Source organism: Lentzea atacamensis (genome assembly GCF_003269295.1).
GTDB lineage: Bacteria > Actinomycetota > Actinomycetes > Mycobacteriales > Pseudonocardiaceae > Lentzea > Lentzea atacamensis.
This window is the reverse complement of the sequence record NZ_QLTT01000012.1, coordinates 182769-205396: the sequence shown is the minus strand read 5'-3', so window position 1 is coordinate 205396 and position 22628 is coordinate 182769. Positions and strand designations below refer to the sequence as shown.

General features: G+C 68.8%; 20 protein-coding genes. 14 read left to right on the top strand and 6 right to left on the bottom strand.

Features of this window, described 5'->3' with window-relative positions; genetic code table 11:
* Positions 1 to 11: 11 nt before the first annotated feature.
* Positions 12 to 1349 carry a MocR-like pyridoxine biosynthesis transcription factor PdxR gene (gene pdxR / locus C8D87_RS39415; protein ID WP_112231194.1) on the top strand — a complete coding sequence of 446 codons (1338 nt, stop codon included), beginning with the start codon at positions 12 to 14 and terminating at the stop codon, positions 1347 to 1349.
* Here pdxR and C8D87_RS39410 read toward each other — a convergent pair.
* The 4 genes from C8D87_RS39410 to C8D87_RS39395 form a co-directional block, all read right to left on the bottom strand.
* Positions 1332 to 2855, bottom strand: coding sequence for a serine hydrolase domain-containing protein (locus C8D87_RS39410; protein WP_112231192.1), 1524 nt, complete (start codon positions 2853 to 2855; stop codon positions 1332 to 1334). The two genes, pdxR and C8D87_RS39410, sit on opposite strands and share 18 nt — an antisense overlap.
* A gap of 7 nt (positions 2856 to 2862) precedes the next feature.
* Complete coding sequence (locus tag C8D87_RS39405) at positions 2863 to 4068, bottom strand: exo-beta-N-acetylmuramidase NamZ family protein (RefSeq protein ID WP_112231190.1); 1206 nt, start codon at positions 4066 to 4068, stop codon at positions 2863 to 2865.
* Complete coding sequence (locus C8D87_RS39400) at positions 4065 to 5720, bottom strand: glycoside hydrolase family 3 protein (RefSeq protein ID WP_112231188.1); 1656 nt, start codon at positions 5718 to 5720, stop codon at positions 4065 to 4067. Before C8D87_RS39400 ends, C8D87_RS39405 begins: the two co-directional genes overlap by 4 nt.
* 630 nt (positions 5721 to 6350) lie before the next feature.
* On the bottom strand, positions 6351 to 7145 hold the full coding sequence (locus tag C8D87_RS39395) for an HAD-IB family hydrolase (RefSeq protein ID WP_112231186.1): 795 nt from the start codon (positions 7143 to 7145) through the stop codon (positions 6351 to 6353).
* 448 nt (positions 7146 to 7593) lie between these two features.
* On the opposite strand from C8D87_RS39395, the gene ssd reads away from it, so the two are divergent.
* From ssd to C8D87_RS39355, 8 genes are all read left to right on the top strand, one after another.
* Positions 7594 to 8628, top strand: coding sequence for a septum site-determining protein Ssd (gene ssd / locus C8D87_RS39390; protein ID WP_112231385.1), 1035 nt, complete (start codon positions 7594 to 7596; stop codon positions 8626 to 8628).
* 1036 nt (positions 8629 to 9664) lie between these two features.
* Complete coding sequence (locus C8D87_RS39385; RefSeq protein ID WP_112231184.1) at positions 9665 to 10780, top strand: TadA family conjugal transfer-associated ATPase; 1116 nt, start codon at positions 9665 to 9667, stop codon at positions 10778 to 10780.
* Complete coding sequence (locus tag C8D87_RS39380) at positions 10774 to 11544, top strand: type II secretion system F family protein (RefSeq protein ID WP_233442499.1); 771 nt, start codon at positions 10774 to 10776, stop codon at positions 11542 to 11544. The genes C8D87_RS39385 and C8D87_RS39380 overlap by 7 nt, the downstream gene beginning before the upstream one ends.
* Complete coding sequence (locus C8D87_RS39375; protein WP_112231182.1) at positions 11541 to 12068, top strand: type II secretion system F family protein; 528 nt, start codon at positions 11541 to 11543, stop codon at positions 12066 to 12068. The genes C8D87_RS39380 and C8D87_RS39375 overlap by 4 nt, the downstream gene beginning before the upstream one ends.
* 14 nt (positions 12069 to 12082) lie before the next feature.
* Positions 12083 to 12244 (top strand): DUF4244 domain-containing protein, encoded by a 162-nt coding sequence (locus C8D87_RS39370; protein ID WP_211337132.1) that lies wholly within the window; start codon positions 12083 to 12085, stop codon positions 12242 to 12244.
* Between the two features lie 10 nt (positions 12245 to 12254).
* Positions 12255 to 12554: a TadE family type IV pilus minor pilin gene (locus C8D87_RS39365; RefSeq protein ID WP_112231180.1), complete on the top strand. Its 300-nt coding sequence runs from the start codon at positions 12255 to 12257 to the stop codon at positions 12552 to 12554.
* Entirely contained in the window at positions 12551 to 12976 is a 426-nt protein-coding gene (locus C8D87_RS39360; RefSeq protein ID WP_112231178.1) for an Rv3654c family TadE-like protein, read from the top strand. Before C8D87_RS39365 ends, C8D87_RS39360 begins: the two co-directional genes overlap by 4 nt.
* A gap of 196 nt (positions 12977 to 13172) precedes the next feature.
* Entirely contained in the window at positions 13173 to 13793 is a 621-nt protein-coding gene (locus tag C8D87_RS39355) for a bifunctional DNA primase/polymerase (RefSeq protein ID WP_109631058.1), read from the top strand.
* 444 nt (positions 13794 to 14237) lie between these two features.
* Here C8D87_RS39355 and C8D87_RS39350 read toward each other — a convergent pair whose 3' ends face one another.
* Together C8D87_RS39350 and C8D87_RS39345 are read right to left on the bottom strand one after the other, a co-directional pair.
* The gene (locus C8D87_RS39350; RefSeq protein ID WP_112231176.1) at positions 14238 to 15005 is read right to left on the bottom strand and encodes an aminoglycoside adenylyltransferase domain-containing protein; all 768 of its coding nucleotides are present in this window, start codon (positions 15003 to 15005) and stop codon (positions 14238 to 14240) included.
* A 145-nt stretch (positions 15006 to 15150) separates the two neighbouring features.
* Positions 15151 to 17466 carry a DEAD/DEAH box helicase gene (locus tag C8D87_RS39345; protein ID WP_233439156.1) on the bottom strand — a complete coding sequence of 772 codons (2316 nt, stop codon included), beginning with the start codon at positions 17464 to 17466 and terminating at the stop codon, positions 15151 to 15153.
* A gap of 198 nt (positions 17467 to 17664) precedes the next feature.
* On the opposite strand from C8D87_RS39345, the gene C8D87_RS39340 reads away from it, so the two are divergent.
* The 5 genes from C8D87_RS39340 (at position 17665) to C8D87_RS39320 (ending at position 22545) form a co-directional block, all read left to right on the top strand.
* Positions 17665 to 19977, top strand: a complete 2313-nt coding sequence (locus C8D87_RS39340; protein WP_109631068.1) for a sodium-translocating pyrophosphatase — start codon at positions 17665 to 17667, stop codon at positions 19975 to 19977.
* 66 nt (positions 19978 to 20043) lie between these two features.
* A complete protein-coding gene (locus C8D87_RS39335; RefSeq protein WP_112231174.1) occupies positions 20044 to 20619 on the top strand; it encodes a hypothetical protein in 576 nt (191 codons plus the stop codon).
* Between the two features lie 29 nt (positions 20620 to 20648).
* Entirely contained in the window at positions 20649 to 21230 is a 582-nt protein-coding gene (locus tag C8D87_RS39330; RefSeq protein WP_112231172.1) for a hypothetical protein, read from the top strand.
* 128 nt (positions 21231 to 21358) lie between these two features.
* Complete coding sequence (locus C8D87_RS39325; RefSeq protein WP_112231170.1) at positions 21359 to 21904, top strand: hypothetical protein; 546 nt, start codon at positions 21359 to 21361, stop codon at positions 21902 to 21904.
* Between the two features lie 68 nt (positions 21905 to 21972).
* Complete coding sequence (locus C8D87_RS39320) at positions 21973 to 22545, top strand: hypothetical protein (RefSeq protein ID WP_112231168.1); 573 nt, start codon at positions 21973 to 21975, stop codon at positions 22543 to 22545.
* Positions 22546 to 22628: the final 83 nt, after the last annotated feature.

Sequence of the window (22628 nt, the reverse complement as noted above, 5' to 3'; positions counted from 1 at the left end):
GCAATTCGGTCGTGGAATCATGGGCCAATCTTGACTTCCACCTCGACCTGTCCGGTCCGGGTGGCCTGCGGCAGCGGTTGACGGCGTCGCTGCGGGAAGCGGTCCGTTCAGCGCGCCTGCCGCCGGGGACCCGTCTTCCTGCCTCGCGGTCGTTGGCCGCCGACCTCGGGATCGCGCGGAACACCGTCGCGGAGGCGTACGCGGAGCTCGTCGCGGAGGGGTGGCTGACCGCGCGTCAGGGATCCGGAACCGTGGTCGCGCAACGGGTCGCGCCGCCGCCACCGGTCACTCGCCGGGTTGCCGACTCGGACGTGCGGTTCGACCTGACGGTCTCCACTCCGGACATCACCGAGTTCCCGCGGACGGAGTGGATCCGCTCGACGCGGCGGGCGTTGACGGCGGCGCCCTCGGAGGCGTTCGGGCCGGGTGATCCGCAGGGGCGGATCGAGCTGCGGACGGCGCTGGCCGAGTACCTCGCGCGGGCCCGTGGCGTGCGGGCCGATCCCGAGCGGATCGTGGTGTGCTCGGGCTTCGCGCACGCCATCCGGATGTTCAACCTGCTGCTGAAGCCGCCGGTCGTCGTCGAGGAGTACGGGCTGGGCTTTCACCGGTCGTTGTGGAAGTCCACCGTGCCGCTGCCCGTCGACGACCACGGCGCGAACACGGAGCAGCTGCCCGATGACCGTCGTGCGTGCGTGTTGACGCCGGCGCACCAGTTCCCGTTGGGCGGTCCTCTGCATCCACGGCGGCGCGCGTCGGCGGTGGAGTGGGCACGGCGCGTGAATGGGCTTGTGCTGGAGGACGACTACGACGGTGAGTTCCGCTACGACCGGCAGCCTGTCGGGGCGGTGCAGGGCCTGGATCCGGAGCACGTCGCCTATCTGGGCACGTCCAGCAAGGCGTTGTCGCCGGCGTTGCGGATCGCGTGGATGGTGCTGCCGGATCGGTTCGTCGACCCGATCCTGGCCTTGAAGACCGACCGTGAGCAGTACATCAGCATGCTCGACCAGCTGACGTTGGCGGACTTCTTGTCGTCGGGCGCGTACGACAGCCATGTGCGGCGTATGCGGTTGAAGTACCAGCGGCGCCGTGACCGGCTCGTGGAAGCAGTCTCGCCGTACGCGGAGGTCACCGGCATCGCGGCAGGGATGCACGCGGTGCTCGACACTCCACACGAAACCGCCATCGTGCGGACGGCGCGTGAACGCGGGATTGAAGTCAGTCCTCTCTCGTGGTTCCGGCACGAGCTGAGCGACGACGACCGCACAGGGATCGTGGTGAGCTTTGGAGCGCCCGCGTTTCCACGGGCGCTTCCGTTGTTCGCCGAGGTCCTAACGGCGTGCCAGTGACCAGCCGTCAGCCGTGACGTCGCCACGGGCGTGGACGTAGACGCCACGGCCGTTGTACTGGCCGGCCTTCGTGTAGACGAATCGGGACTTCTTCTGCTCTGTGGCCACCCATCGGCGTTCAGTGGTGGTGATCGTGCGGACGTCCTGCCACTGCGCGCCGTCCCAGTGCTGGATGGTCAGCTTGTCACCCTTGTCCACGTCGACGAAGACCTCCACCGGACGTTCCGCGGTGAGCGCTCCGCCGGAAGTCGTTGCGCGCCACTGCTTTCCGTGCGACCTGACCGCGAGTGCGTTGGCCAGGCCGTCGGCGACGACCCGGCGCGCCGGGTTCACGCTGCCCCAGTCACGGCTCGGGTGCACGCGGTTGCTCAACAGGATCGCGATCGACCGGGAAGCCTTGTCGATCACGAACGACGTGCCGGTGTAGCCGGTGTGGCCCGCCGTTCCCGGACCGCTCAGCGCGCCCATGTACCAGCGCTGATTCAGCTCGAAGCCGAGCCCGTGGGCGTTGTCGGGGAACTGCTGGTTGAAGTTCGTGAGCATCAGCTCGACGGAGTGCTCGGTCAGGATCCTGCGGCCCTGGTAGGTGCCGCCGTTGAGGATCGTCTGGCCGAGAACGGCGAGATCCCTGGCCGTGCCGAAGACGCCCGCGTGGCCGGCGACTCCTCCGAGAGACCACGCGTTCTCGTCGTGCACCTCACCGCGGACCATGCCGCGTGGTGGTGCGGACTGGAACTCCGTTGCGGCAGTGCGGTTCCTGGCCTTCGGGTTGTAGCCGGTGTCCTTCATCCCGAGCGGCCTGGTGATGCCGTCCCGCACCGCCTGGTCGAGCTTCTTCCCGCTGACCTTGTGCACCAGTTCGCCGAGCGTGATCAGGTTCAGGTCGGAGTAGACGTACGTGGTGCCGGGCGTGGACTTCGGCTTCACGTCCATCACGGCTTTGATGCGTGACGGCACGTCCGGATACAGCTTCCACAACGCGATGAACGGTTCGAGGCCGCTCGTGTGTGTGAGGAGCTGCTTGACGGTGATGTTCTCCTTGCCGTTCACGCCGAACTCAGGCAGGTAGTGGGCGACCTTCTCGTCGATGTCCACCCGGCCCTGCTCGGCCTGCTGGATCACCGCGATCGACGTGAAGAGCTTGGAGATCGAGGCGAGGTCGAAGATCGTGTCCTTCTGCATCGGGACGCGGTCTTCCTCCGGCAGCTGGGTTTGCTGGTCCTGGTAGAGGACGGCGTAGCCGGTGCGGTCGTGCGTGACGATCTTGCCGTCGTGCACGTACATCGTGACGGCGCCGGCGAACAGCGGTTTGCCGTTGGCCTGGGGTCTGGTGAAGCCGCGGACCTGGCGCAGGGCCGTGTTGATCGGCTCGGGATCGAGGTTCGCCCAGTACGGGTTGGACTGGCGCAGGGTCGTCCAGGGCTTCGCGAAACCGTCCTGGGGCTGGTCGAAGTGGCCGGGGATCGCGGCCGTCACGACTGCGACGGCCAGCGCGGGGATGAGCATGGCGTCCTCACCGGTAGCGCAGGTAGGGCAGGCGGGTGCGGCGGAACTGCTGCAGCTCTTGTCGCCACGCACCGATGATCTCGTTCAGCGGAGCCCGGGCGTCGATCATCTTGCGGAGCCGGTCGGAGCCGCTCAGCTTGTCGATCCAGTTGTCGGGCCGCCACGCGAACACGCTGGGGTACAACGACTTCGCGGTGATCAGCATGGCGACGGCTGCCTTGATCGCGTCGAACTCGTGCGGATCGGTGACGTGCAGGGTGACACCGCCGCAGGTCTTGCCCTGGAACTTGTTGAACGTGGGCGCGAAGTAGGTCTCGCGGAACCGCACGCCCTTCAGGTTCAGCGCGTTGAGGGACTCGGCCCAGCGCCAGTCGATGCCGGGTGCGCCGACCGTCTCGAACGGGCGGGTGGTGCCGCGGCCCTCCGACAGCACCGTGCCCTCGAACAGGCACGTGCCGGGGTAGACCAGCGCGGTGTCCTGGGTGGGCATGTTCGGGCTCGGTGGCACCCAAGGCAGGCCGGTGTCGAGCCGGTTCCTGCGCCAGCCCTTGACGTTGACGACGTCAAGCCTGGTGGTGAGGTCGAACTCGCCCACGTAGAAGCGGGCCAGTTCGCCGACGGTCATGCCGTGTTGCTGGACGATCGGCTTCAGGCCTACGCCGGTGGCGTAGGCGGGGTCGAGCTGCGGGCCGTTCGCCTTGCCGCCGATGGGGTTCGGGCGGTCGAGGACGATGAAGTCCAGGTTCGGTGCGGCCTGCATCGCCGTGTACATCGACCAGATGTAGGTGTAGAAGCGCGCGCCCACGTCGGCGATGTCGAAGACGACCGTGTCGATGCCCGCCTTGGTGAACATGGCTTGGAGCTTGGTGGTGTTGGCGCCGTACGCGTCGTACACCGGGATGCCGGTGCGCGGATCTTGGTAGTCGCCCTCGGAGCCGCCTGCCTGGGCCGTGCCGCGGAACCCGTGTTCCGGGCCGAAGACCGCGGTCGGTTTGGCGCCGTGGGCGACCATCGAGTCGACGATGTGGGTCTGGTCCTTGAGGATGCCGGTCGGGTTGGTGAGCACACCGACCTTGCGGCCCTTGAGCTTGCGCCAGCCGTCTTGTGCGAGCTGTTCCGCTCCGGTGGCGAGCTTCGGGGCCGCTTCGGCGGTTCCAGTGGTGATGAGCGGGACGGACAGTGCGCTTGCGGTGAGGAACTGTCGTCGCCTCACCAGGTCACCCCGTGGCCGAACGGGTAGGGCGTCGGGCCCGGCACGTCGACCGGCAGTTTGCCCTGCGGCTTGGTCTCGCCGAGCAGGGTCTTGGCCAGCGCCTCCATGGAGACCGTCGTGGTCGAGTAGGTGGCGAGCCACGTCTTGGCGTTGCTGTGCGCGACGTCGTAGGGGACGCCGGTGGCGACCGCGATGACCGGCTTGCCCGTGGCGACCAGCTGGTTGAGCAGGTCGAGCTGGGTGGGCCTGGTGCTCAGGCCGTTGGTCAGCACGACGATCTTGTCCGCGTTGGCCGCCGCTACCAGCGCCTGCTGGGTCTGCCCCGGCGTGGGACTCGTCGCCGTGACGACCTTCGTGGCCTTGAGCCTGGTCGCGAGTGCGGTGGCCGGGGCGTCGCTGGTGCCGACGACCAGGGGAGCGGTGGCGTTGAGCGGGATCGCCTGGCCGTCGTTGCGGACGGCGGTGATGGTGCGGTCGGCGATGCGCTGGGCGGCCTGGGTGTTGGAACCGACGATCTGGTCGACCTTGTTCACGTCGACCTCGGCGTTCAGCATGACGCCGCGCAGGAGCTTCATCTTGAGGATGCGCAGGACGCTCTGGTCGATGCGCTGCTCGGAGATCTCGCCGCTGCGGACGGCCTTGAGGACGCTTTCGACGGCCAGACCCAGGTTCGGCGGCATCAGGAGCTGGTCGACGCCCGCCTTGATGGCCAGCACCGGGATCTCGGCGTCGGAGTGGAGCTTGCGGACGCCCGCCATCTCCAGCGAGTCGGTGACGACCACGCCGTCGTACTTCAGCTCCTCGCGCAGCAGACCGGTGATGATCTTCGGTGAGAGCGTGGCCGGGTTGCCGGACGGGTCGATCTGCGGGACCTGGATGTGCGCGGTCATGATCGAGTCGATCTTGCCTGCGATGGCGGCCTGGAACGGCGGCGAGTCGATCTGGCGCCACTGGTCGAGACTGCGGTTCGAGACCGGCAGGCTGGTGTGGCTGTCCTCGGACGTGTCGCCGTGGCCGGGGAAGTGCTTGGCCGTCGAGGTGACCGAGTCCGGGTCGAACCAGTGGCGGCCCTCGTAGCCGGTGACCTGGGCCTTCGTCATGTCGGCCGCGAGCTTCGGGTCGCTGGAGAAGCTGCGCACGCCGATGATCGGGTTCGCCGGGTTGGAGTTGACGTCCGCGTCCGGCGCGAAGTTCTGGTTGATGCCCATCGCCCGGAGCTCCTGGGCGGTGATGCGGGCGGCCTCTTCCGCGTCCTGCGTGCTGCGGCCGGCGCCGAGGGCCATGTTGCCCGGCAGCTGCGTGGCAGGCGGGCCGATGCGGGTGACCTGGCCCATCTCCTGGTCGATCGAGATGAGCAGGGGAATCTTGCTGGCCTTCTGCAGGCCGTTGGAGAGCTGCGCGATCTGCTTCGGGGTGTCGATGTTGTCGCGGCTCGAGTTGTTGAAGTAGATGACCCCGCCCGGCTGGTACTTGCGCACCATCTCCGCGGGCGAGTCGACTCCGAAGTCCGTCCGGTTCTTGGGGTGCGGGACGTCGGCGGCCTGGCCGTTGACGTACGTGACGAAGAGCTGGCCGACCTTCTCTTCAAGCGACATCCCGCGCAGCGTCGTCACAGAGGCGTCCGCTCTCGCCACCGGCGTGAGGGCGACCATAGCTGTGACCAGCGTCAACGCGGCAATCTTCCGCACGTGTCCGAGCCTCCCGGTGATGTTCCCACAGATAACTGGCGCATTTCGCAAGTTACTCACGACTGCGTGATGGGTCAACGGGCGGACATTCTGCCGTTCGGCGGCACTTTTTGACCGCACAAGCAGACGGGGCACCCTCGAAAGGGTGCCCCGTCGACAGCGCGGGCTTGCGAGTTACCAAGCGTGCAACTCGTGTCGTACAACCCTGGCCTCGGCGTCCGGCGTCCCGGTACGCAGGCCCTAGACGACAAGCCTCCCGCGGCGTGCTGCGCGTGGGTACTCGAAGTCCGCGCACGGAGCCCTGTCGGGGTGGAGTCCGGCTTCTCTTCGCCAGGTCCCTGGCCGACCCGAGGTCCGCACCACCCATTTAAGTGCGTGTGGGCGGTCACAGCAAGGGCTCGGAAGGGTGCACCGTTCAAGCCACGTTCAGTAGTGAAAGCACTGCGGTTTCAGCGTTTGTGAGGTTTTGTCCATGTTCGGGTACCGCTGACAGGGCGGCGGCGTGCACTCACGCGGACACCACGTGTGCACGGCGTTGCCGCTACTCGCCGGTACCGGTCACGAAGGCTTCCTCTTGGCCTTTGATGCTTGACGTCAGTCCCGGCTGCGCTTGCGTCGCAGGCCGTACCAGGCGGCACCGGCCGCGGCGACCGCGCCGAGGCTGATGGCCGTGACCGCGACGGCCTTGCCCGAGGGGGTCGGGATGCGGGAACGCAGGCTCACCGGGTCCGAGAACTGCAGCACCGGCCAGTCCTTCTGCGCGGCGGTGCGGCGCAGGCCCCGGTCCGGGTTCACGACCGTGGGGTGGCCGACGACCTCGAGCATGGGCAGGTCGGTGACCGAGTCCGAGTAGGCGTAGCTCTTGGAGAGGTCGTAGCCGTGCTCGACCGCGAGCTGCTTGATGGCGATGGCCTTGTTGTCGGCCGCGCAGTAGAAGTCGACGTCGCCGGTGTAGCGGCCGTCCAGCACCACCATCTTGGTTCCGACGCTGTAGTCCGCGCCGATCATCTGTGCAATGGGCGCGACCAGTTCTTCGCCGGATGCACTCACGATGACGACGTCGTGACCCTCCGCTTTGTGGTCAGCGATCAACCGCGTCGCTTCTTTGTAAACCAGCGGGTCGACGATGTCGTGCAACGTCTCGCTGACGATGCTGCGGATCTGCTCGACGTCCCACCCCGCGGCCAATGCCGTGATGTGCGCGCGCATGCGGTCCATCTGATCCGCGTCCGCGCCGGCGAGCATGAACACGAACTGTGCATATGCGCTCTTCAGCACCGCGCGGCGGTTGATCAACCCCTCCTGGAAGAAGGGACGGCTGAACGCCAGCGTGCTCGACTTCGCGATCACGGTCTTGTCGAGGTCGAAGAAGGCGGCGATCCGAGTCATGTACCTCAGCTTAGGTGTACTCGTCAGTAGGCCGTTCGGGCGGCATTTCGGTCGTGTACGAAACCGTTGTGGGACACGGTTACCGAAACTTGGCATGCAGCTGTTGCCGAAGTTGCGCGCAGCACTGGCGCATGGGGATACAGTAGGAGAGTCCGGTTCGACGGACGGGTTCAGTCCGACCCCCCGGGACTGAACCATTGACGACCCCCGTCCCTCCCCCCTGGCGGGGGTCGTCCCATATCCACGGCCCGTTTCCCGGTGGCCGCGACTGGACCTCTGCCGCCCTTCCCGAGGGTTTCGACGCCCAACCCCTCAGCGTCGCACAAGGCACCGACACTTCCGGCGTCCCAGGCCGTCCAAGATCGCGACTTGTCCACACCCGGCGTTTTGTCCACATCTGGATCTTCACCCGTTGTGTCGTTCATCACGACCAACCACGGTGGACCACATGACCCACCCCACCGCCCTGCTCTCGGACCAGGACCTTCTCGACGAAGTCCTCCGCATGGCCGCGGCCGCCGACTGCCCGCTCTCCTGCGCACCCGACGTGACCTCCCTGCGCTCGCAATGGCACAGCGCGCCCCTGGTCCTGCTGGACCCGGCCGCGGTCTCCGCCTGCCTGGACGCGAACTTCCCGCGCCGCTCAGGCGTGCTGGTGGTCCACGGAGGCGACCCGCCCTGGGCACCCGCCGTGGCACTGGGAGCCGACGCCGTCCTGGAACTCCCCGCCGACGGCGGCACCCTGGTGAGCGCTCTCACCGACGTGGGCGAAGGCCCGCCGTCCGACCGCGGCCGGGTGGTGTCCTTCGTCGGCGGCCGCGGCGGATCGGGCGCCTCGATCCTGGCCATCGCCTGCGGCCGCGAGGCCGTGGCGACCGGCGGCGAGGCGATGCTCGTCGACTGCGACCCGCTGGGCGGCGGCATAGACCTGGCCCTGGGCACCGAGTCCGACGAGGGCGCCCGCTGGCCGGGCGTGCACTGCAGCGGCGGCCGGGTCCCGATGTCCGCCCTCCGCGCGGCCCTGCCAGCGTCCGGCAGCCTCAGCGTCCTCTCGTGCGACCGCACGGGGCCGGACCCCGAACCGGCAGCCGTGGCCGCAGTGCTCGACGCGGGCCGCCGCACCGGCTGCACCGTCGTGTGCGACCTCCCGCGCCACCCCACCGCCGCCGCCTCCGCCGCCCTGGACCGCACGGACCTGACGGTCCTGGTCGTGCCGGCCGAGGTGCGTGCGACCGCGGCAGCGACCCGCGTGGCCTCCCACCTCCTGACCCAGGGCCGCAACATCCGCCTGGTGGTGCGCGGCCCGTCCCCCGGCAACCTCCAAGCCGCCGAGATGGCCGAGGTGATCGGCGTCCCCCTGCTGACCCAGATGCGCCCAGAGCCGGGCCTCGCCGAAACGCTGGAACGCGGCCACTTCCCGCGCAACGCCAAGGGCCCGCTGGCCACCGCGGCCCGCCTGGTGCTGAAGGAGCTGCGCCCATGAGCTGTTCAGACTGCCTGCGGCTCACCGTGATCCTCCGTCAGGTTCGCCGTGCTCGCTCCGGAGGCCGGGCATGCGACGAGGAGGCGGGGGAGGCGCCCGATCTGGCCACCTGTGGCAGGTGCAGCCAAGCCGGATCTCCTCCGGGCGAGGACACCGCATCTCATGGTCGTCGCTCCGAGATCCCGTTCGCGCGGAAGGAGCTGTGCCCGTGAACTGCCTGCGCCGCTCCCGACGTCGCCAGGCCGAGAGCGCTCCTCGCGCGGGAGGAACTGCGGCCACGAGCGGCTTCCGCCCCGCTGGTTTCGCCCTCACCACGCTGAAGCCTGTCTCGTGTTCGATCTGCCGCACCAGATCCGCCTCCGCCGCTCCCGGCCTCCCCAGACCGAAAGCGTTCCCCGCGCGGAAGGAACCGTGGCCATGAGCGGCTCCCCCCCGCGCCGCTTTCGCCCGCGCCACTCCGAAGCCCGCCGTGCGCGAGAGGAGCCGCACCCGTGAGCTGCCTGCGCCGCTCCCGGCCTTGCCAAGCCGCAAACGCTCCTGTCACGGAAGGAACCGCAGCAGCGAGCAGCGTCCGCTTGCGCCGCTTTCACCCTCACCACGCCGAAACCTGCCTCGCGCAAGAGGAGCCGCAGCTGTGATCCGCCTACGCCGCTCCCGGCCTCATCAGGCCGAAGCGTGTCGCGCGAGAGGAGCCCCACCCGTGAACTGTCTACGCCGCTCCCGGCCTCCCCAGGCTGAAAGTGCTCCCGTCGCGGAAGGAACCGCGGCCTCGAGCAGCTTCCACCCCCGCCGCTCTCTCGCGCGCCACGCCGAAACCCGCCTCGTGCAGGAGGGGCCGCACCCGTGATCCGCATCCGCATCTGGTTGCGGATGTTGCGCAACCTCTTCGTCTACGGCCGCCCTTTCCCTCCTCCCTTCGTGTTCAAGGAGCCACCGGAATGAACCGCTTCCTCATCTGGTGCCACGAAACCTGGCTCCGCCTGACCGGCCGCCAGATCACCCACGGCCGCCACGCCCAGCGCCCGGAGGCCGCCACATGACCACCACCCTGATCGACCGGGTCCGCCATCGCCTGGCAGGCGCGGACATGGAGATGACCGCCGCGGTTGTCGCCCACGCGGTCCGCTCCGAAGCGGGCGGGGTGCTGGCCGACGCCGACGTCTTGGAAGCCCTCCAAGTCCTCCGCCAGGAGTTCAGCGGCACCGGTCCGCTCGACCCGCTGCTCGCCGACCCCGGCACCACCGACGTCCTGGTCACCGCGCCGGACCAGGTGTGGGTCGACGGCACCGCGGGCCTGCGCCGCACCACGGTCACGTTTCCGGACGAGGCCGCCGTCCGCCGCCTCGCCCAACGCCTGGCGGTGGCCACGGGCCGGCGCCTCGACGACGCCTCGCCGTGCGTCGACGGCTGGTTGCCGGGCAGCGGGGTGCGGCTGCACGCGGTGCTCCCGCCCATCGCGGACCGGACGTGCCTGTCCCTCCGCGTGCTCCGGCCGGCGACGCACGACCTCGACGCGCTGCGGGAGCTCGGTACGTTCGACGTCGAGATCGCCGAGGTGCTCCGCGCGATCGTCCGCAGCCGCAGGGCGTTCCTGGTGGTCGGTGGCACGGGGTCTGGCAAGACCTCCTTGCTGTCGGCGTTGCTCGGTTGTGTTCCGCCGGGCGAACGCATCGTGTGCGTGGAGGACGCGGGCGAACTGCATCCCGACCACCCGCAGTTCGTGCGGCTGGTGGCGCGCCCGCCGAACGTCGAAGGTGCCGGTGAGATCACCGTGCGGTCGCTGGTGCGGGAGGCGTTGCGCATGCGGCCTGATCGGATCGTCGTGGGTGAAGTGCGGGGTGCGGAGGCTCGTGAGCTGCTCACGTCGTTGAACACCGGCCACGAAGGAGGCGCCGGAACCCTGCACGCCAACTCGCCGGCCGAAGTCCCCGCACGCCTGGAAGCGCTGGGCGCGTTGGGCGGGCTCGATCCGCAAGCCGTGCACAGCCAGGTGGCGGCGGCCGTCCAGCTCGTACTGCACATGCGGCGAGCGGACAACGGTGCGAGACACCTCAACGAGATCGGCGCGTTCGTCCGCACAGAACGTGGGCTCGAGGTCCGTCCGATCTGGACGAAAGCGAGCGGTTGGCACGAGAAGGAGCTGCTGTGCTGAGCCTCCTGCTCGTGGCGGCAGCCCTGCTGGTGTGGCCGCAGCTCAAGCCACTCCGCCGGCTCAGGCCAGCCGGTAAGGGCGAGATCGTTGTGCCGCAATGGCTGTGGCTGATCGCCGCGGTCACCGTCACCTACCTCGCGGCAGGCGTTGGCGGTCTGATCGCTGGATCAGTCCTCGCGGTGGTGATCTACCGAATCATCAAGCAGGGCAGGCGAAACCGCGCGCTGAGAACAGCGACCGAAGCACTCAGCAACGGGCTGGGCGGTGTGGTCGACGAGCTGCGGGCGGGTGCCCACGCGGCGACCGCGGCCGAAGGTGCGGCCCAGGACACCCCGGCGCCTGCCGCCGAGGTGCTGAAAGCAGCTGCCGCCACCGCACGACTCGGCGGCGACGTGGAGCGGACACTTCGCGACCTCCGTCAGCCTGTCCTCGGCACCGCCGTCGATCAGCTGGCCAAGGCGTGGCACGTGTCAGCGAAACACGGCGTGGCGCTGGCTGACGTTCTCGACGCCACCAGACTCGATCTGGATCAGCGGGCGGCGTTCGCACGACAGGTGCACGCGCGCATGGCAGGTCCGCGAGCGAGCGCGGCTGTGCTCGCGGGATTGCCGGTCTTCGGTGTGCTGCTGGGCGAGCTCAGCGGCGCCAGACCGCTCCACATCCTCATCTCCACCACGGCCGGTCAGTTCCTGCTGGTGCTGGGAGCGCTCTTCCTCGCGGCCGGACTGTGGTGGACGAAGCGGATCACCGAGGTGGAGCCGTGACGCTCGTCCTCCTGGCGCTGGCGATTCTGGTCGCGCCGGCGCCGCGAAAGGCGATCGACCGGCTGAGACCCAAGGCGCACGATCCGCCGCGGCGTGTCACCCCACCCGACGGTCCGTTCGAGCGGGCGGCTGCGCTGGACCTCATGGCCGCCTGCCTCAAGGCCGGTCTGCCGGTGCCCACGGCGATCCGTGCGGTCGGCATCGAAGAGCTCAACCAGACGGCCGAGCTCCTCGCGCTCGGCGCGGATCCGGTCGCCGCGTGGGCTCCGGCGCTGGAGCGGCCCGTCACCGCCGCACTGGCGAGAGCCGCGCGGAGGACCGCTCGATCAGGTGCGGCGCTGGCCCGGCAGGCCGCTGAGCTCGCCGAGCGGACCAGAGCCGAGGCCAGGGACCAGGCCGAGGCGAAGGCGCAACGGGCCGCGGTCACGGTGGCGGCGCCGCTGGCGCTGTGTTTCCTGCCGGCGTTCCTGTGCCTCGGCGTGCTGCCGGTGGTGCTCGGGCTGGCCGGTCAATTCCTCAAGTGATGAAGGGTGAACAGATGGAACTGCTGAAGGACGACAGCGGCATGAGCACGGTGGAGTACGCGATCGGGACGCTGGCGGTGGCCGCGCTCGCCGGGGTGTTGTACGCGCTCGCCTCCAGTGACTGGATGCAGAACGCGCTGCAAGGGCTGATACAGCGTGCGCTGTCGTCGGTCTGATGACCGGGGCATGGTCACGGTGGAGGCGGCCATCGCGGTGTGCGCGCTGCTGGTGGTCATGGCGTTGGCGGCCGCTGGGCTGACAGCGGTCATCGAGCAGATGCGGTGCACCGACGCGGCGAGAGAGGCGGCGCGGCTCACGGCACGCGGTGAACGGCAGCGCGGTGAGGAGGTGGTCGGGCAGATCGCGCCCGGAGCGAGCGTCGCGTTTCAGCACGAAGGTGACGCCGTCAGGGTCGTCGTCGCTAAACGCGGACCGCTGGGCGTGCCGCTCGGCGCGGAGGCGTTCGCCGTGCTGGAGCCGCGATGAACGGCGAAGCGCCTGGTGATGAGTGTGGTTCGGCTGCGGTGAGCGGCGTGATGGCGATGTTGTTGCTGATCATCGTGACGATCACCGGTGTCCAGGTCGGTGCGGCCGTCGTCGTGCGGCACCGGGTGACAGGTGCGGCCGATCTCGCGGCGCTCGCCGGTGCGTCGAGCCTTCCCCAGGGTGCCGAAAGTGCTTGTGAACAGGCGAAACGGGTGGCGCAGAGCAACGGGGCGGCACTCGAGAGCTGCTCGGTGAGCGGTTGGGAGGTGGTTGTGTCGGTGTCGGCGGTTACGCCGTTCGGCCCGGTGAGCGCACGGTCGAGGGCAGGTCCGGCCGAAGATCAAAGCGTTTGGAGCGCGACGAGCGGTCACCTCCGGGCGGTGAGCGGACTCACACCGGCGCCCGGACATGCTGAACGGTGATCGAACTAAACGCGGGGAGTTCAGTTCCTCGTTCTCGCAAAGGGCGTTCGCCGTTCCGTAGCTACCAGTTGTCGAGCGGGGGTTACGGAGGCTGGTGCCGGTGTCGTTAGTTGTAGTGGCGGCACCGACGCGGTGTCTCAACGAAACCGACACCACGTCGATGTCGAGTCAGAGCCTAGGAAGAAGGCGACGGAAGATGGATTGGTCGGATAGCTGGCGCGGGGCCTTCCGCATCGAACTGCGTGCCGAGGCCGTGAGCCTCGCGTACCGCGGTTGGCCCGTACTGCCCGGCACCTATCCGGCCGGTTCGGAGCAGGGCGTCACCCAGTGGGCGGGCCGCAGCGGGCTCGAGCTCCACGGTCCGATCCCGGTGCACCGCGACTGGGTGGACCGCATCGGTACGCGTCCCGACCAGGTCGCCACGTGGTGGGCCGGTCGTTCCTACAGCCTTCTCGTCGCCACCGGCCACGTGGTGGACGCGATCGAGGTCGGCACCGACCTCGGCCGCCGCGCGGCGGTCGCACTGCGGTCGATCGGTGTTCCCGTGCCGATCGCCGCGACCCCGTCCGGCCGGTGGATGTTCCTGGTGAAGTCCGGCTCGAAGCTCAACACCGAGCTGGCCAACAACTCGGACGTGCACCACTACGCCCAGGGCGAGTACATCCCGCTGCCGCCCACCCCGATGGCGCACGGCGTCGTGCACTGGCGGGTCAAGCCGTCGATCTGCGGCTGGAACCTCCCGGATGCGCACATCGTGCAGGACGCACTGGTCGAGGCGCTGCACGCCCCGGCCGGCTTCCAGCTCGAAATCGCCTGACACAACTGCAAAGCCCGGCCGCGCTGGGTGTCGTCGTGGACTCTCCCCGACAACCCCGAAGGCGATGCCCTGCGCGGCCGTTCCACCCCAGCCCGATCCGATGATCGGCCTCCGTACCCCGCACTTCGGGGCCGCAGAGGAACGGGCGAAAAGCCGAACACGCACCCCGAAGGACAGCCTCCCGCGAAGAACGACCGGGCCGAGGAACGTTAGTGGCAGGGCAACAGCTCTGCCGCGGTCGGTGAAGCCGGCTCCTCCCCGGAGTTCGTCCCGAGACAGTCGACACCGTCGCCTCCCGCGTGTCCTGTCGAGACGAACAACCAGATTCCACCGATGTTCCAAGGGATCCGGTCGCCAAGCGGTAGCAGGCGGGAAAACAGTGTTCGGCACGTGGAGAGCGCGCGCCGCAGGTACCCGTGAGCCTGCGGCGCGCGCCCACGAAAGTCAGAGAAGCTCGCAGTAGGCCGCGAAAGCGAAGGCCTGCTCCATGCTTCCCGGACGCGGTACCGCGTCGGCGTCCCAGCCGAGGTCCCGGTCCTCGATGACCTGCTCGATCAGCGGGTGCCACCGCTGATCGAGCATTTTCAAAGCCCACAGCAGCGCACCGCGCTTCGACTCCACCTCTCCTGTGTGGATCGTGTAGAGCGTCCGGCAGTACGCCGCGACGATGTAGCGCTGAGTCCACGCGTTGCCCATCGGCGCCCACGTCTTGATGCCTTCCAGAACGTGGGGCAGCTCAGCGCGCATCGAAGAGCGCAGGACATCAGCCGGGACCTCGTCGACCAGCGACGTGATTGGCGGGCCGTCCAGCACGATGCCGTGGTTGCGCAGGATCCACCGCGCGTGCGGGCTGTTGCAGTGCAGATCCCACACCAGAGTCCGTGAGCCGTGGTCGTTGAACAGCCACGGAACCCCGAGGCCAGCCACCGAGCGCAGCGACTCGACGTCGGCGTACGAGCCCTCGATCTCGGTCGACCAGTGACCGGGGCGGGTGGGGATCTCGGCGTGCAGCGCGCGCAGCCCGGCTTCGCGATCGCCGGACGGCAGCTCCGTGCAGGCGACGATGAAGTCGCAGTCGCTGTGGATGTCACCGGCGCCGAGGGCGAACGAGCCCTGGACGTACGTCCCCACGTAGGTGGGGCCGAGGATCTCGCGGACCGACGAGACGAGGTCGGCGAGCAGTGCGTTCAGATCAGAAAAGGGCGTGAACAAGGCAGACTCCTGGAACCCGTGGCCAGAGGGAAACGGGCGCGGCGGAGCATCGGACTCGGCCGCGCCTAGGCGCGACGGGTCCGGTCAGCGGCGTTGCAGCTGCATGCGTTCACACCCACACCGTAGCCAGGCGGAGGCCACCCGGTCAGGCGATTTTGCTCAGCACGACGTCCAGCACGAGGACGGCACCGGCCTTGTCCAGCGGTTCGTTGCCGTTGCCGCACTTGGGCGACTGCACGCACGACGGGCACCCCATCGGGCAGGAGCACGAGCTGATCGCCGACCGCGTCGCCGACAGCCAGGCCCGCAGCGCCGAGTGGCCCCGGTCCGCGAAGCCCGCGCCGCCGGGGTGGCCGTCGTGCACGAACACGGTGGGCATGCCGGTGTCCGGGTGCAGCGCCGTCGACACGCCGCCGATGTCCCACCTGTCGCACGTCGCGAACAGCGGCAGCAGGCCGATCGCCGCGTGTTCGGCGGCGTGCAGCGCACCGGGGATGCGCTTGGCCTCCACGCCGGCGTCGAACAGGAGGGATTCGTCGACGGTGTACCAGACGGCACGGGTCTGCAGGGTCTGCTCCGGTAGATCGAGCGGGATCTGGTCGAGCACCACGCCGGACGGCAGCCGCCGCAGGTAGCCGACGACCTGCGTGGTCACCTCCACCTCGCCCAGGCACACCGACACACCGCCGAAGTCGGCGCGTTCGACCTCGCGCACCACGGTGATGTCGACGCAGTCCCGCGGTTGAGTCGTCCACTCCGGGTCTTCGCGGTGCACCATCGCGAGGCCGCTCTCCACGTCGAGATCGTCGACCACGTACGCCCGCCCTTGATGCAGGTAGACGGCACCGGGATGCACCTGCCAGCAGGCGGACCCCGGGTCGACCGTGCCGAGCATCCGGCCGGAGTCCGACTCGACGACAGCCACCTGGTCGCCGCCGGAGCCGCGGATGTCCACCCCGGCGTGGGGCCTGTCGTGCGACGCCCAGTACCACCCGGCGGGACGCCTGCGCAGCAGCTTCTCCGCCACCAGGTCGGCGAGCACGGCCTCGGCCACCGGCCCGCCGAAGTCGGGAAGACACGCGGGGGTCAGCGGCATCTCGGCCGCGGCGCACGCCAGCTGCGGTCCTAATACGTAGGGGTTCAACGGATCCAGGACCGTCGCCTCGACCGGCCGGTCCAGCACCGCGGCAGGGTTGTGCACCAGGTACGTGTCCAACGGGTCGTCGCGCGCCACGAACACCACCAGCGCGCTGTCGCCAGAGCGTCCGGCGCGGCCCGCCTGCTGCCAGAACGAGGCGAACGTGCCGGGGAAACCGGCCACCACCACGGCGTCCAGCCCGGCGATGTCGACGCCCAGCTCCAGCGCGTTCGTCGTGGCCACGCCCAGCAGATCGCCAGTGGACAGCGCCTTCTCCAGCGCGCGCCGCTCCTCCGGCAGGAACCCGCCCCGGTAGGCGGCCACCCGGCCGGGCAGCTCACTGTCCACTTCGGACAGAATTCGCTGCGCGCCCAGCGCGGTCAGCTCGGCACCGCGCCGCGAGCGCACGAAGGCGAGCGAACGCGCGCCCTCGATCACGAGGTCGGCGAGGATCCGCGACGTCTCCGCGCCGGCCGAACGCCGCACGGGCGCGCCGTTCTCACCCTCCAGAGAGGTCAGCGGCGGCTCCCACAGCGCGACGGTCCGAGAGGCGCGCGGCGAGTAGTCGTCCACGACAGCGGAAACCGGCACGCCGAGCAGCCTTTCCGCCGACGAAGAAGGATCAGCCACAGTGGCCGATGCCAAAACGAAGATCGGATCCGCGCCGTATTTCCGCGCGACCCTCCGCAGGCGGCGCATCAACAACGCGACGTGGGAACCGAAAACGCCGCGATAGGAATGGCACTCGTCGATCACCACGTACTTCAGCCGGCGGAAGAACCGCAGCCATTTCGGGTGCTGCGGCAGGATCCCGCGGTGCAGCATGTCCGGGTTCGTGAACACCCAGTTCGCGTGCGCCTTGACCCAGTCGCGTTCGGCCATCGGGGTGTCACCGTCGTAGGCCGCCGCGCGGATCCCCTTGATCCCGAGCTCGTCGAGCGAGCGGAGCTGGTCCGCTCCAAGGGCTTTGGTCGGTGACAGGTACAGCGCCGTTGCCTTCGTGTCCGCCAAAAGAGTGGAAAGCACGGGCAGTTGGTAGGCGAGCGACTTGCCGGACGCGGTGCCCGTCGCGAGCACGACGTGCTGCCCGGACCACGCCAGCGACGCCGCCTCCGCCTGGTGCCGCCACGGCTCACGCACACCGATCTCGGTGAACGCGGCGACCACCGGCCCGGCGGCCCACGAGGGCCATTCGACGTGATCAGCCTGCCGCAACGGCAGATCACGTGCGTGTGTGAGAGGTGACTCCCCGGCGGGTACTCCCGCCAGCACGCGGTCCAGCAACCGCCGTCCCTGATCCACCACGAGGCGAGCTTTGCACACGACACCGACACTTCTGCCCGGGGCGTGGTCGGCTTCCTGCGCAGATAACGGTGTGTGCACGGATCGGGACAGTTCGTTGCCTCGTTGCAAGCAACCCCTAGACTCCCCGCTCATCGCATCCAATGAGGGATGCGTCACGTCGCGCGAGGGCGGCTGGTCTGCCTTGGCGCTGCACATGGCAACTCACCAGGAGGACGGATGTCCCGGCAATTCCTCGCGGAGAGCCTCGAGCTCTCCGGGGGTGATCGCGGCGTCGTAGCCGTGGTCGCCGTGGTCGCCCTGGCTGCTCTCGCCGTCGGGTACGTGCTGCTCAGGGAGGTGCTGGCCGCGGGCCAGGGCACCCCCAAGATGCAGGACATCGCCAAGGCGGTTCAGGAGGGCGCAGCGGCCTACCTCAACCGGCAGTTCCGCACGCTCGGCATTTTTGTCGTGGTCGTGTTCGTACTGCTGTTCGCGCTACCGGCCGACGACATCGCCGAACGAATCGGCCGGTCGTTGTTCTTCATCGTCGGTGCCGTGTTCTCGGCGATCATCGGCTACCTGGGCATGTGGTTGTCCACGCGCGCCAACGTGCGTGTCGCCGCCGCCGCGAACGAAGGTGAAGGCGGTCGCGAAAAGGCGATGCGCGTTGCTTTCCGCACCGGTGGTGTGGTCGGTATGACCACCGTCGGTCTCGGTCTGTTCGGTGCCGCGCTGGTCGTGCTCGTCTACGCCGGTCAGGCCCCGAAGGTCCTGGAAGGCTTCGGTTTCGGTGCCGCGCTGCTCGCGATGTTCATGCGTGTCGGTGGTGGCATCTTCACCAAGGCCGCCGACGTCGGCGCCGACCTCGTCGGCAAGGTCGAGCAGAACATCCCCGAGGACGACCCCCGCAACGCCGCCACCATCGCGGACAACGTGGGCGACAACGTCGGTGACTGCGCCGGTATGGCCGCGGACCTCTTCGAGTCCTACGCCGTCACCCTGGTCGCATCGCTGATCCTCGGCACCGCCGCGTTCGGCGCGCAGGGCCTGATGTTCCCGCTGATCGTTCCCGCGATCGGTGTGCTGACCGCCGTCATCGGTGTCTACACGACGCGTGCGAAGGCCGGTGAGAGCGGCCTCACGGCCATCAACCGCTCCTTCTACATCTCCGCGGTCATCTCCGCCGTCCTGTGCACGATCGCGGCGTTCGCGTTCCTGCCGAGCTCGTTCGCCGACCTCAACGGCATCAGCGACTCGATCAGGGCCACCAGCGGCAACCCGGCGCTGATCGCGTCCGTCGCGGTGATCATCGGCATCGTGCTGGCCGGCGTCATCCTGTGGCTGACCGGCTACTACACCGGCACCGACCACAAGCCGGTCAAGGAGGTCGGCAAGACCTCGCTGACCGGTGCGGCGACGGTGATCCTGTCCGGTATCTCGGTCGGTTTCGAGTCGGCCGTCTACACCGCGCTCGTCATCGGTGCTGCCGTGTACGGCGCGTTCCTGCTCTCGGGTTCGGTCGTCGTCTCGCTGTTCGCGATTGCGCTGGCCGGTTGTGGTCTGCTCACGACCGTCGGTGTCATCGTCGCGATGGACACCTTCGGTCCGGTCTCCGACAACGCGCAGGGCATCGCGGAGATGTCCGGTGACGTGCACGGCGAGGGCGCGCAGATCCTCACCGAGCTCGACGCGGTCGGCAACACCACCAAGGCCATCACCAAGGGCATCGCGATCGCGACGGCCGTGCTCGCCGCGACGGCGCTGTTCGGCTCCTACCGCGACGCGATCGAGCAGGCGATCGCCAAGGTCGGCAACGTGGCCGGCGATCTGCCTGTGTCGTTCACCAACCTGGTGTTCAGCCCGAACGTCCTTGTCGGCGTCGTGATCGGTGCGGCCGTCGTCTTCATGTTCTCGGGTCTCGCGATCAACGCCGTGACGCGCGCCGCCGGTGCCATCGTGTTCGAGGTGCGCCGTCAGTTCCGCGAGAACCCCGGCATCATGGACGGCACCGTCAAGCCGGAGTACGGCAAGGTCGTCGACATCTGCACCAGGGACTCGCTGCGCGAGCTCGCGACGCCGGGTCTGATGGCCGTGCTCGCCCCGGTCGCCGTCGGCTTCGGCCTCGGCGTCGGCCCGCTGGCGGGTTACCTGGCCGGTGCGATCGCGACCGGCACGCTCATGGCGGTCTTCCTGGCCAACTCCGGTGGTGCCTGGGACAACGCCAAGAAGCTGGTCGAGGACGGCAACCACGGTGGCAAGGGCTCCGACGCCCACGCCGCGACGGTCATCGGCGACACCGTCGGCGACCCGTTCAAGGACACCGCCGGCCCTGCCATCAACCCGCTGATCAAGGTGATGAACCTGGTCTCGGTGCTGATCGCGCCCGCCATCGTCATGTTCACCATCGGTGATCAGGCGTCCGACGCGATCCGCATCGCGATCGCCGTGGTCGCGGCACTGATCATCGTGGGTGCGGTCGTCGTGTCCAAGCGGCGCAGCACGGTAATCGCGGACACCCCCGCGGAGACCGTGAGCAACGGCGCCGCGTAGTTCCACCACCTCCGGTCGGGGTACTTTCGGGATTCCCCCGACGTACCCCGACCGAGGAGTTACGACATGAGGCTCCGCCTCGTCGCCACTGCCGTTGTTGCCACCTGCGCGTTGGCCGGGTGCACCACCATCGGCGGCAACTCCGGCACTTCAGCGACGCCCACCAGCGGCGCGGCCAGCCCCGAGGCCGTCGCCTACATGGACAAGGTGTGCGGCGCCGCGTCCGAGTTCGCCAAGATCGAGAAGACGCCCCCGAAGCTCGACGCGGGCGACTCCGCCAAGCTCAAGGCCGAGATGGCCGCCTACATGGGCCAGCTCGCCGACGCCTTCACCAAGTCGGCCGAGGGCCTCAAGAACGTCGGCCCGTCGCCCGTCGCGGGCGGCGAGGAGGCCGTCACGAAGATGGCGGACGCCTTCACCTCTTTGGGCGTGGTTTTCACCGACGCCAAGACCAAGATCGAGCAGGCCGACGCGAACAACGCGAGCGGTGGCCTCCAGGCCGCCGGAGAGGCCATCGCCAAGCTCTCCGAGCTCGCCGACCCGCTGCGCGAGCTCAAGGCCGTGCCCGAGCTGCAGAAGGCCACGCAGACCGCGTCGAAATGCCAGGAGATGCAGCGCCTCAACGTCACGCCGACGAGCTGAGCGAGCCCGTTCGGAGTAGCTTCCGCTCCATGCGTCGCCCCATGCGTCACACCGCCATCGCACTTCTGACGAGCCTGCTCGCGCTCACCGCGTGCAGCAGCGGAGGTTCCTCCACGTCGTCGACGTCGGCCACCCCGAACGAGGCCGACGTCGTGGCGTGGATGGACAAGGTCTGCGGTGCCGTTGGTGGCACCGTGAAAGCCATGTCGGACGAGCCCAGCATCGACATGAACGACCCGTCGAAGCTCAAGACGGGCCTCTCGGACTGGCTCGGCACCAGGGTGGCCGCGGTCGACAAGTCGATCGCGGACCTCAAGGCGCTGGAGAACGGTCCGCACCCGAAGTCGAAGGAGCTGGTCACGGCCGCGGAGGACGGCATGGGCCAGATCAGGACGCTGCTCTCCGACACCAAGTCGAAGCTCGACTCCTCGAACGACCCCACGCAGGTCGTCGCCGCGTTCACCGAGATGGTCACCAAGGCGGCCGCGCTCGAGACGACCGGTGCCGACGTGCAGAAGAAGTTCGACGAGACAGGTCTCGCGCCGGTCGCCCAGAAGGCCGCGAACTGCAAGGACCTGCAGATCTCCACGAGTTCCGCACCTACCTCCTGATCTCCGGGGACTGCGCGAAGAGGTCGCTCGAACGGGTGTGTTCGCGCGATCTGCGACCTGACCTGGGGTTTGAGTGGACGGCGTGGCCCGGCAGGATCTGGCCGAGCAGCTGCCTGGAAACTGACGTTGTGAGATCACGCCTGATCGCAGCTCTGCTGACCACGATCGCGTTGACGAGCGCCTGCGCGTCCGACGAGGACAAGCCGCTCACCGAGGCGCAGGGCCAGTGGGTCGACGCCTTCTGCGGCGGCCTGCTGCCCGGCATGAAGGCGGCACTGGAGCTGAAGGCGCAGGACCCCGCCAACCCCGCCGCGGTCAAGACGGCCTACCTCAAGCTCGTCACTGCGAACGCCACGGCGCTCACGGACGCGGAGAAGAAGCTCAAGGAGCTGGGACCGCCGTCGGACGAGCTCGAGGACGTGCACGAACGGTTGATGAAGTACATGGGCGAGTCGGCCAGGTCCTACGCGGCCGCGGAGGCGCCGGTGAACGCCCTGGAGCCGAACGGGCAGTTCTGGGAGAGCGCGGAGAAGGCGCTGGCCGACACGTCGCAGGTGAGCAGCCCCGAACAGCTGCGAGCGACCTTCGACGCGCTGGAGAAATCGCCCAAGTACGCAGGAGCGATGGGCAAGTCGGTCCCCTGCACCCAGCTGAAGGCCGGAGGTCAGCAGTGATCGCTCGACCGGCGTAGTCACAGGCGCACCACTGGTCACAGTCGAACGCCTGTTCTACTCTGTGGGCCGTGGTTGGGCAGCTGTCCTTCTTCTCGGCCGAGGCGCGCACGCCGGCCAAGGCGGACCTCGCCGGCTTCCTCTGCGGGCCGGGGCAGGCCGTCAGCTTCGCACGCGGTACGGCCGCCCGCGTGTACGTCGAGCTGCGCGACGAGTGGCGTCACCAGCCGCTCAGGCAGGCGTGCGCCGAGCGCGGCGTCACGTCCGAGCTGTGCGTCAACGAGGAGGGCACGCGGTTCGTCCGCACGCCGTTCCGCACCGATCTCACCCCTCTGGCCGCCCGCTGGCTGGACGGATCTGTCAAGAAGGTGCCGGCCGGCTTCGAGCTGAACGGAGCAGTGCTGCGGGTCTGGGCGCTGGCCGCGGGCAGCTGGATGGAGTCGGCGTACCTGCTCGGTTTGGACCCCAACGCACCCCAGACACACGAACCGTTGCAAAATGCCCTGCTCGCATCCGGACTTCCGTGCACCCTGGTAGGGGCTCCGGCGTTGCGGGTAACCGGCCGACGAAGGCTGGCTCGGCTCGCTGAGCTGGTCGGAAGCCCTCCGCACGGAGTGGCGATGAGCACCTGGCCGGCGGCCTGAGCGGGCGGTCCGGCAAGGTTGTGTCACTCTGTCTCGTCGTACGGGCGTCGCGGATGGTGTGCTTTTCGGCCGACGCTGGGCAA

What these genes read in the sequence shown, in the direction of transcription:
- C8D87_RS39410 (WP_112231192.1), bottom strand. Translation starts at nt 2,855, where the DNA reads ATGCTCATCCCCGCGCTGGCCGTCGCAGTCGTGACGGCCGCGATCCCC.
- C8D87_RS39400 (WP_112231188.1), bottom strand. Translation starts at nt 5,720, where the DNA reads ATGGTCGCCCTCACGCCGGTGGCGAGAGCGGACGCCTCTGTGACGACG.
- C8D87_RS39395 (WP_112231186.1), bottom strand. Translation starts at nt 7,145, where the DNA reads ATGACTCGGATCGCCGCCTTCTTCGACCTCGACAAGACCGTGATCGCG.
- ssd (WP_112231385.1), top strand. Translation starts at nt 7,594, where the DNA reads ATGACCCACCCCACCGCCCTGCTCTCGGACCAGGACCTTCTCGACGAA.
- C8D87_RS39385 (WP_112231184.1), top strand. Translation starts at nt 9,665, where the DNA reads ATGACCACCACCCTGATCGACCGGGTCCGCCATCGCCTGGCAGGCGCG.
- C8D87_RS39370 (WP_211337132.1), top strand. Translation starts at nt 12,083, where the DNA reads ATGGAACTGCTGAAGGACGACAGCGGCATGAGCACGGTGGAGTACGCG.
- C8D87_RS39365 (WP_112231180.1), top strand. Translation starts at nt 12,255, where the DNA reads ATGGTCACGGTGGAGGCGGCCATCGCGGTGTGCGCGCTGCTGGTGGTC.
- C8D87_RS39360 (WP_112231178.1), top strand. Translation starts at nt 12,551, where the DNA reads ATGAACGGCGAAGCGCCTGGTGATGAGTGTGGTTCGGCTGCGGTGAGC.
- C8D87_RS39355 (WP_109631058.1), top strand. Translation starts at nt 13,173, where the DNA reads ATGGATTGGTCGGATAGCTGGCGCGGGGCCTTCCGCATCGAACTGCGT.
- C8D87_RS39340 (WP_109631068.1), top strand. Translation starts at nt 17,665, where the DNA reads ATGTCCCGGCAATTCCTCGCGGAGAGCCTCGAGCTCTCCGGGGGTGAT.
- C8D87_RS39335 (WP_112231174.1), top strand. Translation starts at nt 20,044, where the DNA reads ATGAGGCTCCGCCTCGTCGCCACTGCCGTTGTTGCCACCTGCGCGTTG.
- C8D87_RS39330 (WP_112231172.1), top strand. Translation starts at nt 20,649, where the DNA reads ATGCGTCGCCCCATGCGTCACACCGCCATCGCACTTCTGACGAGCCTG.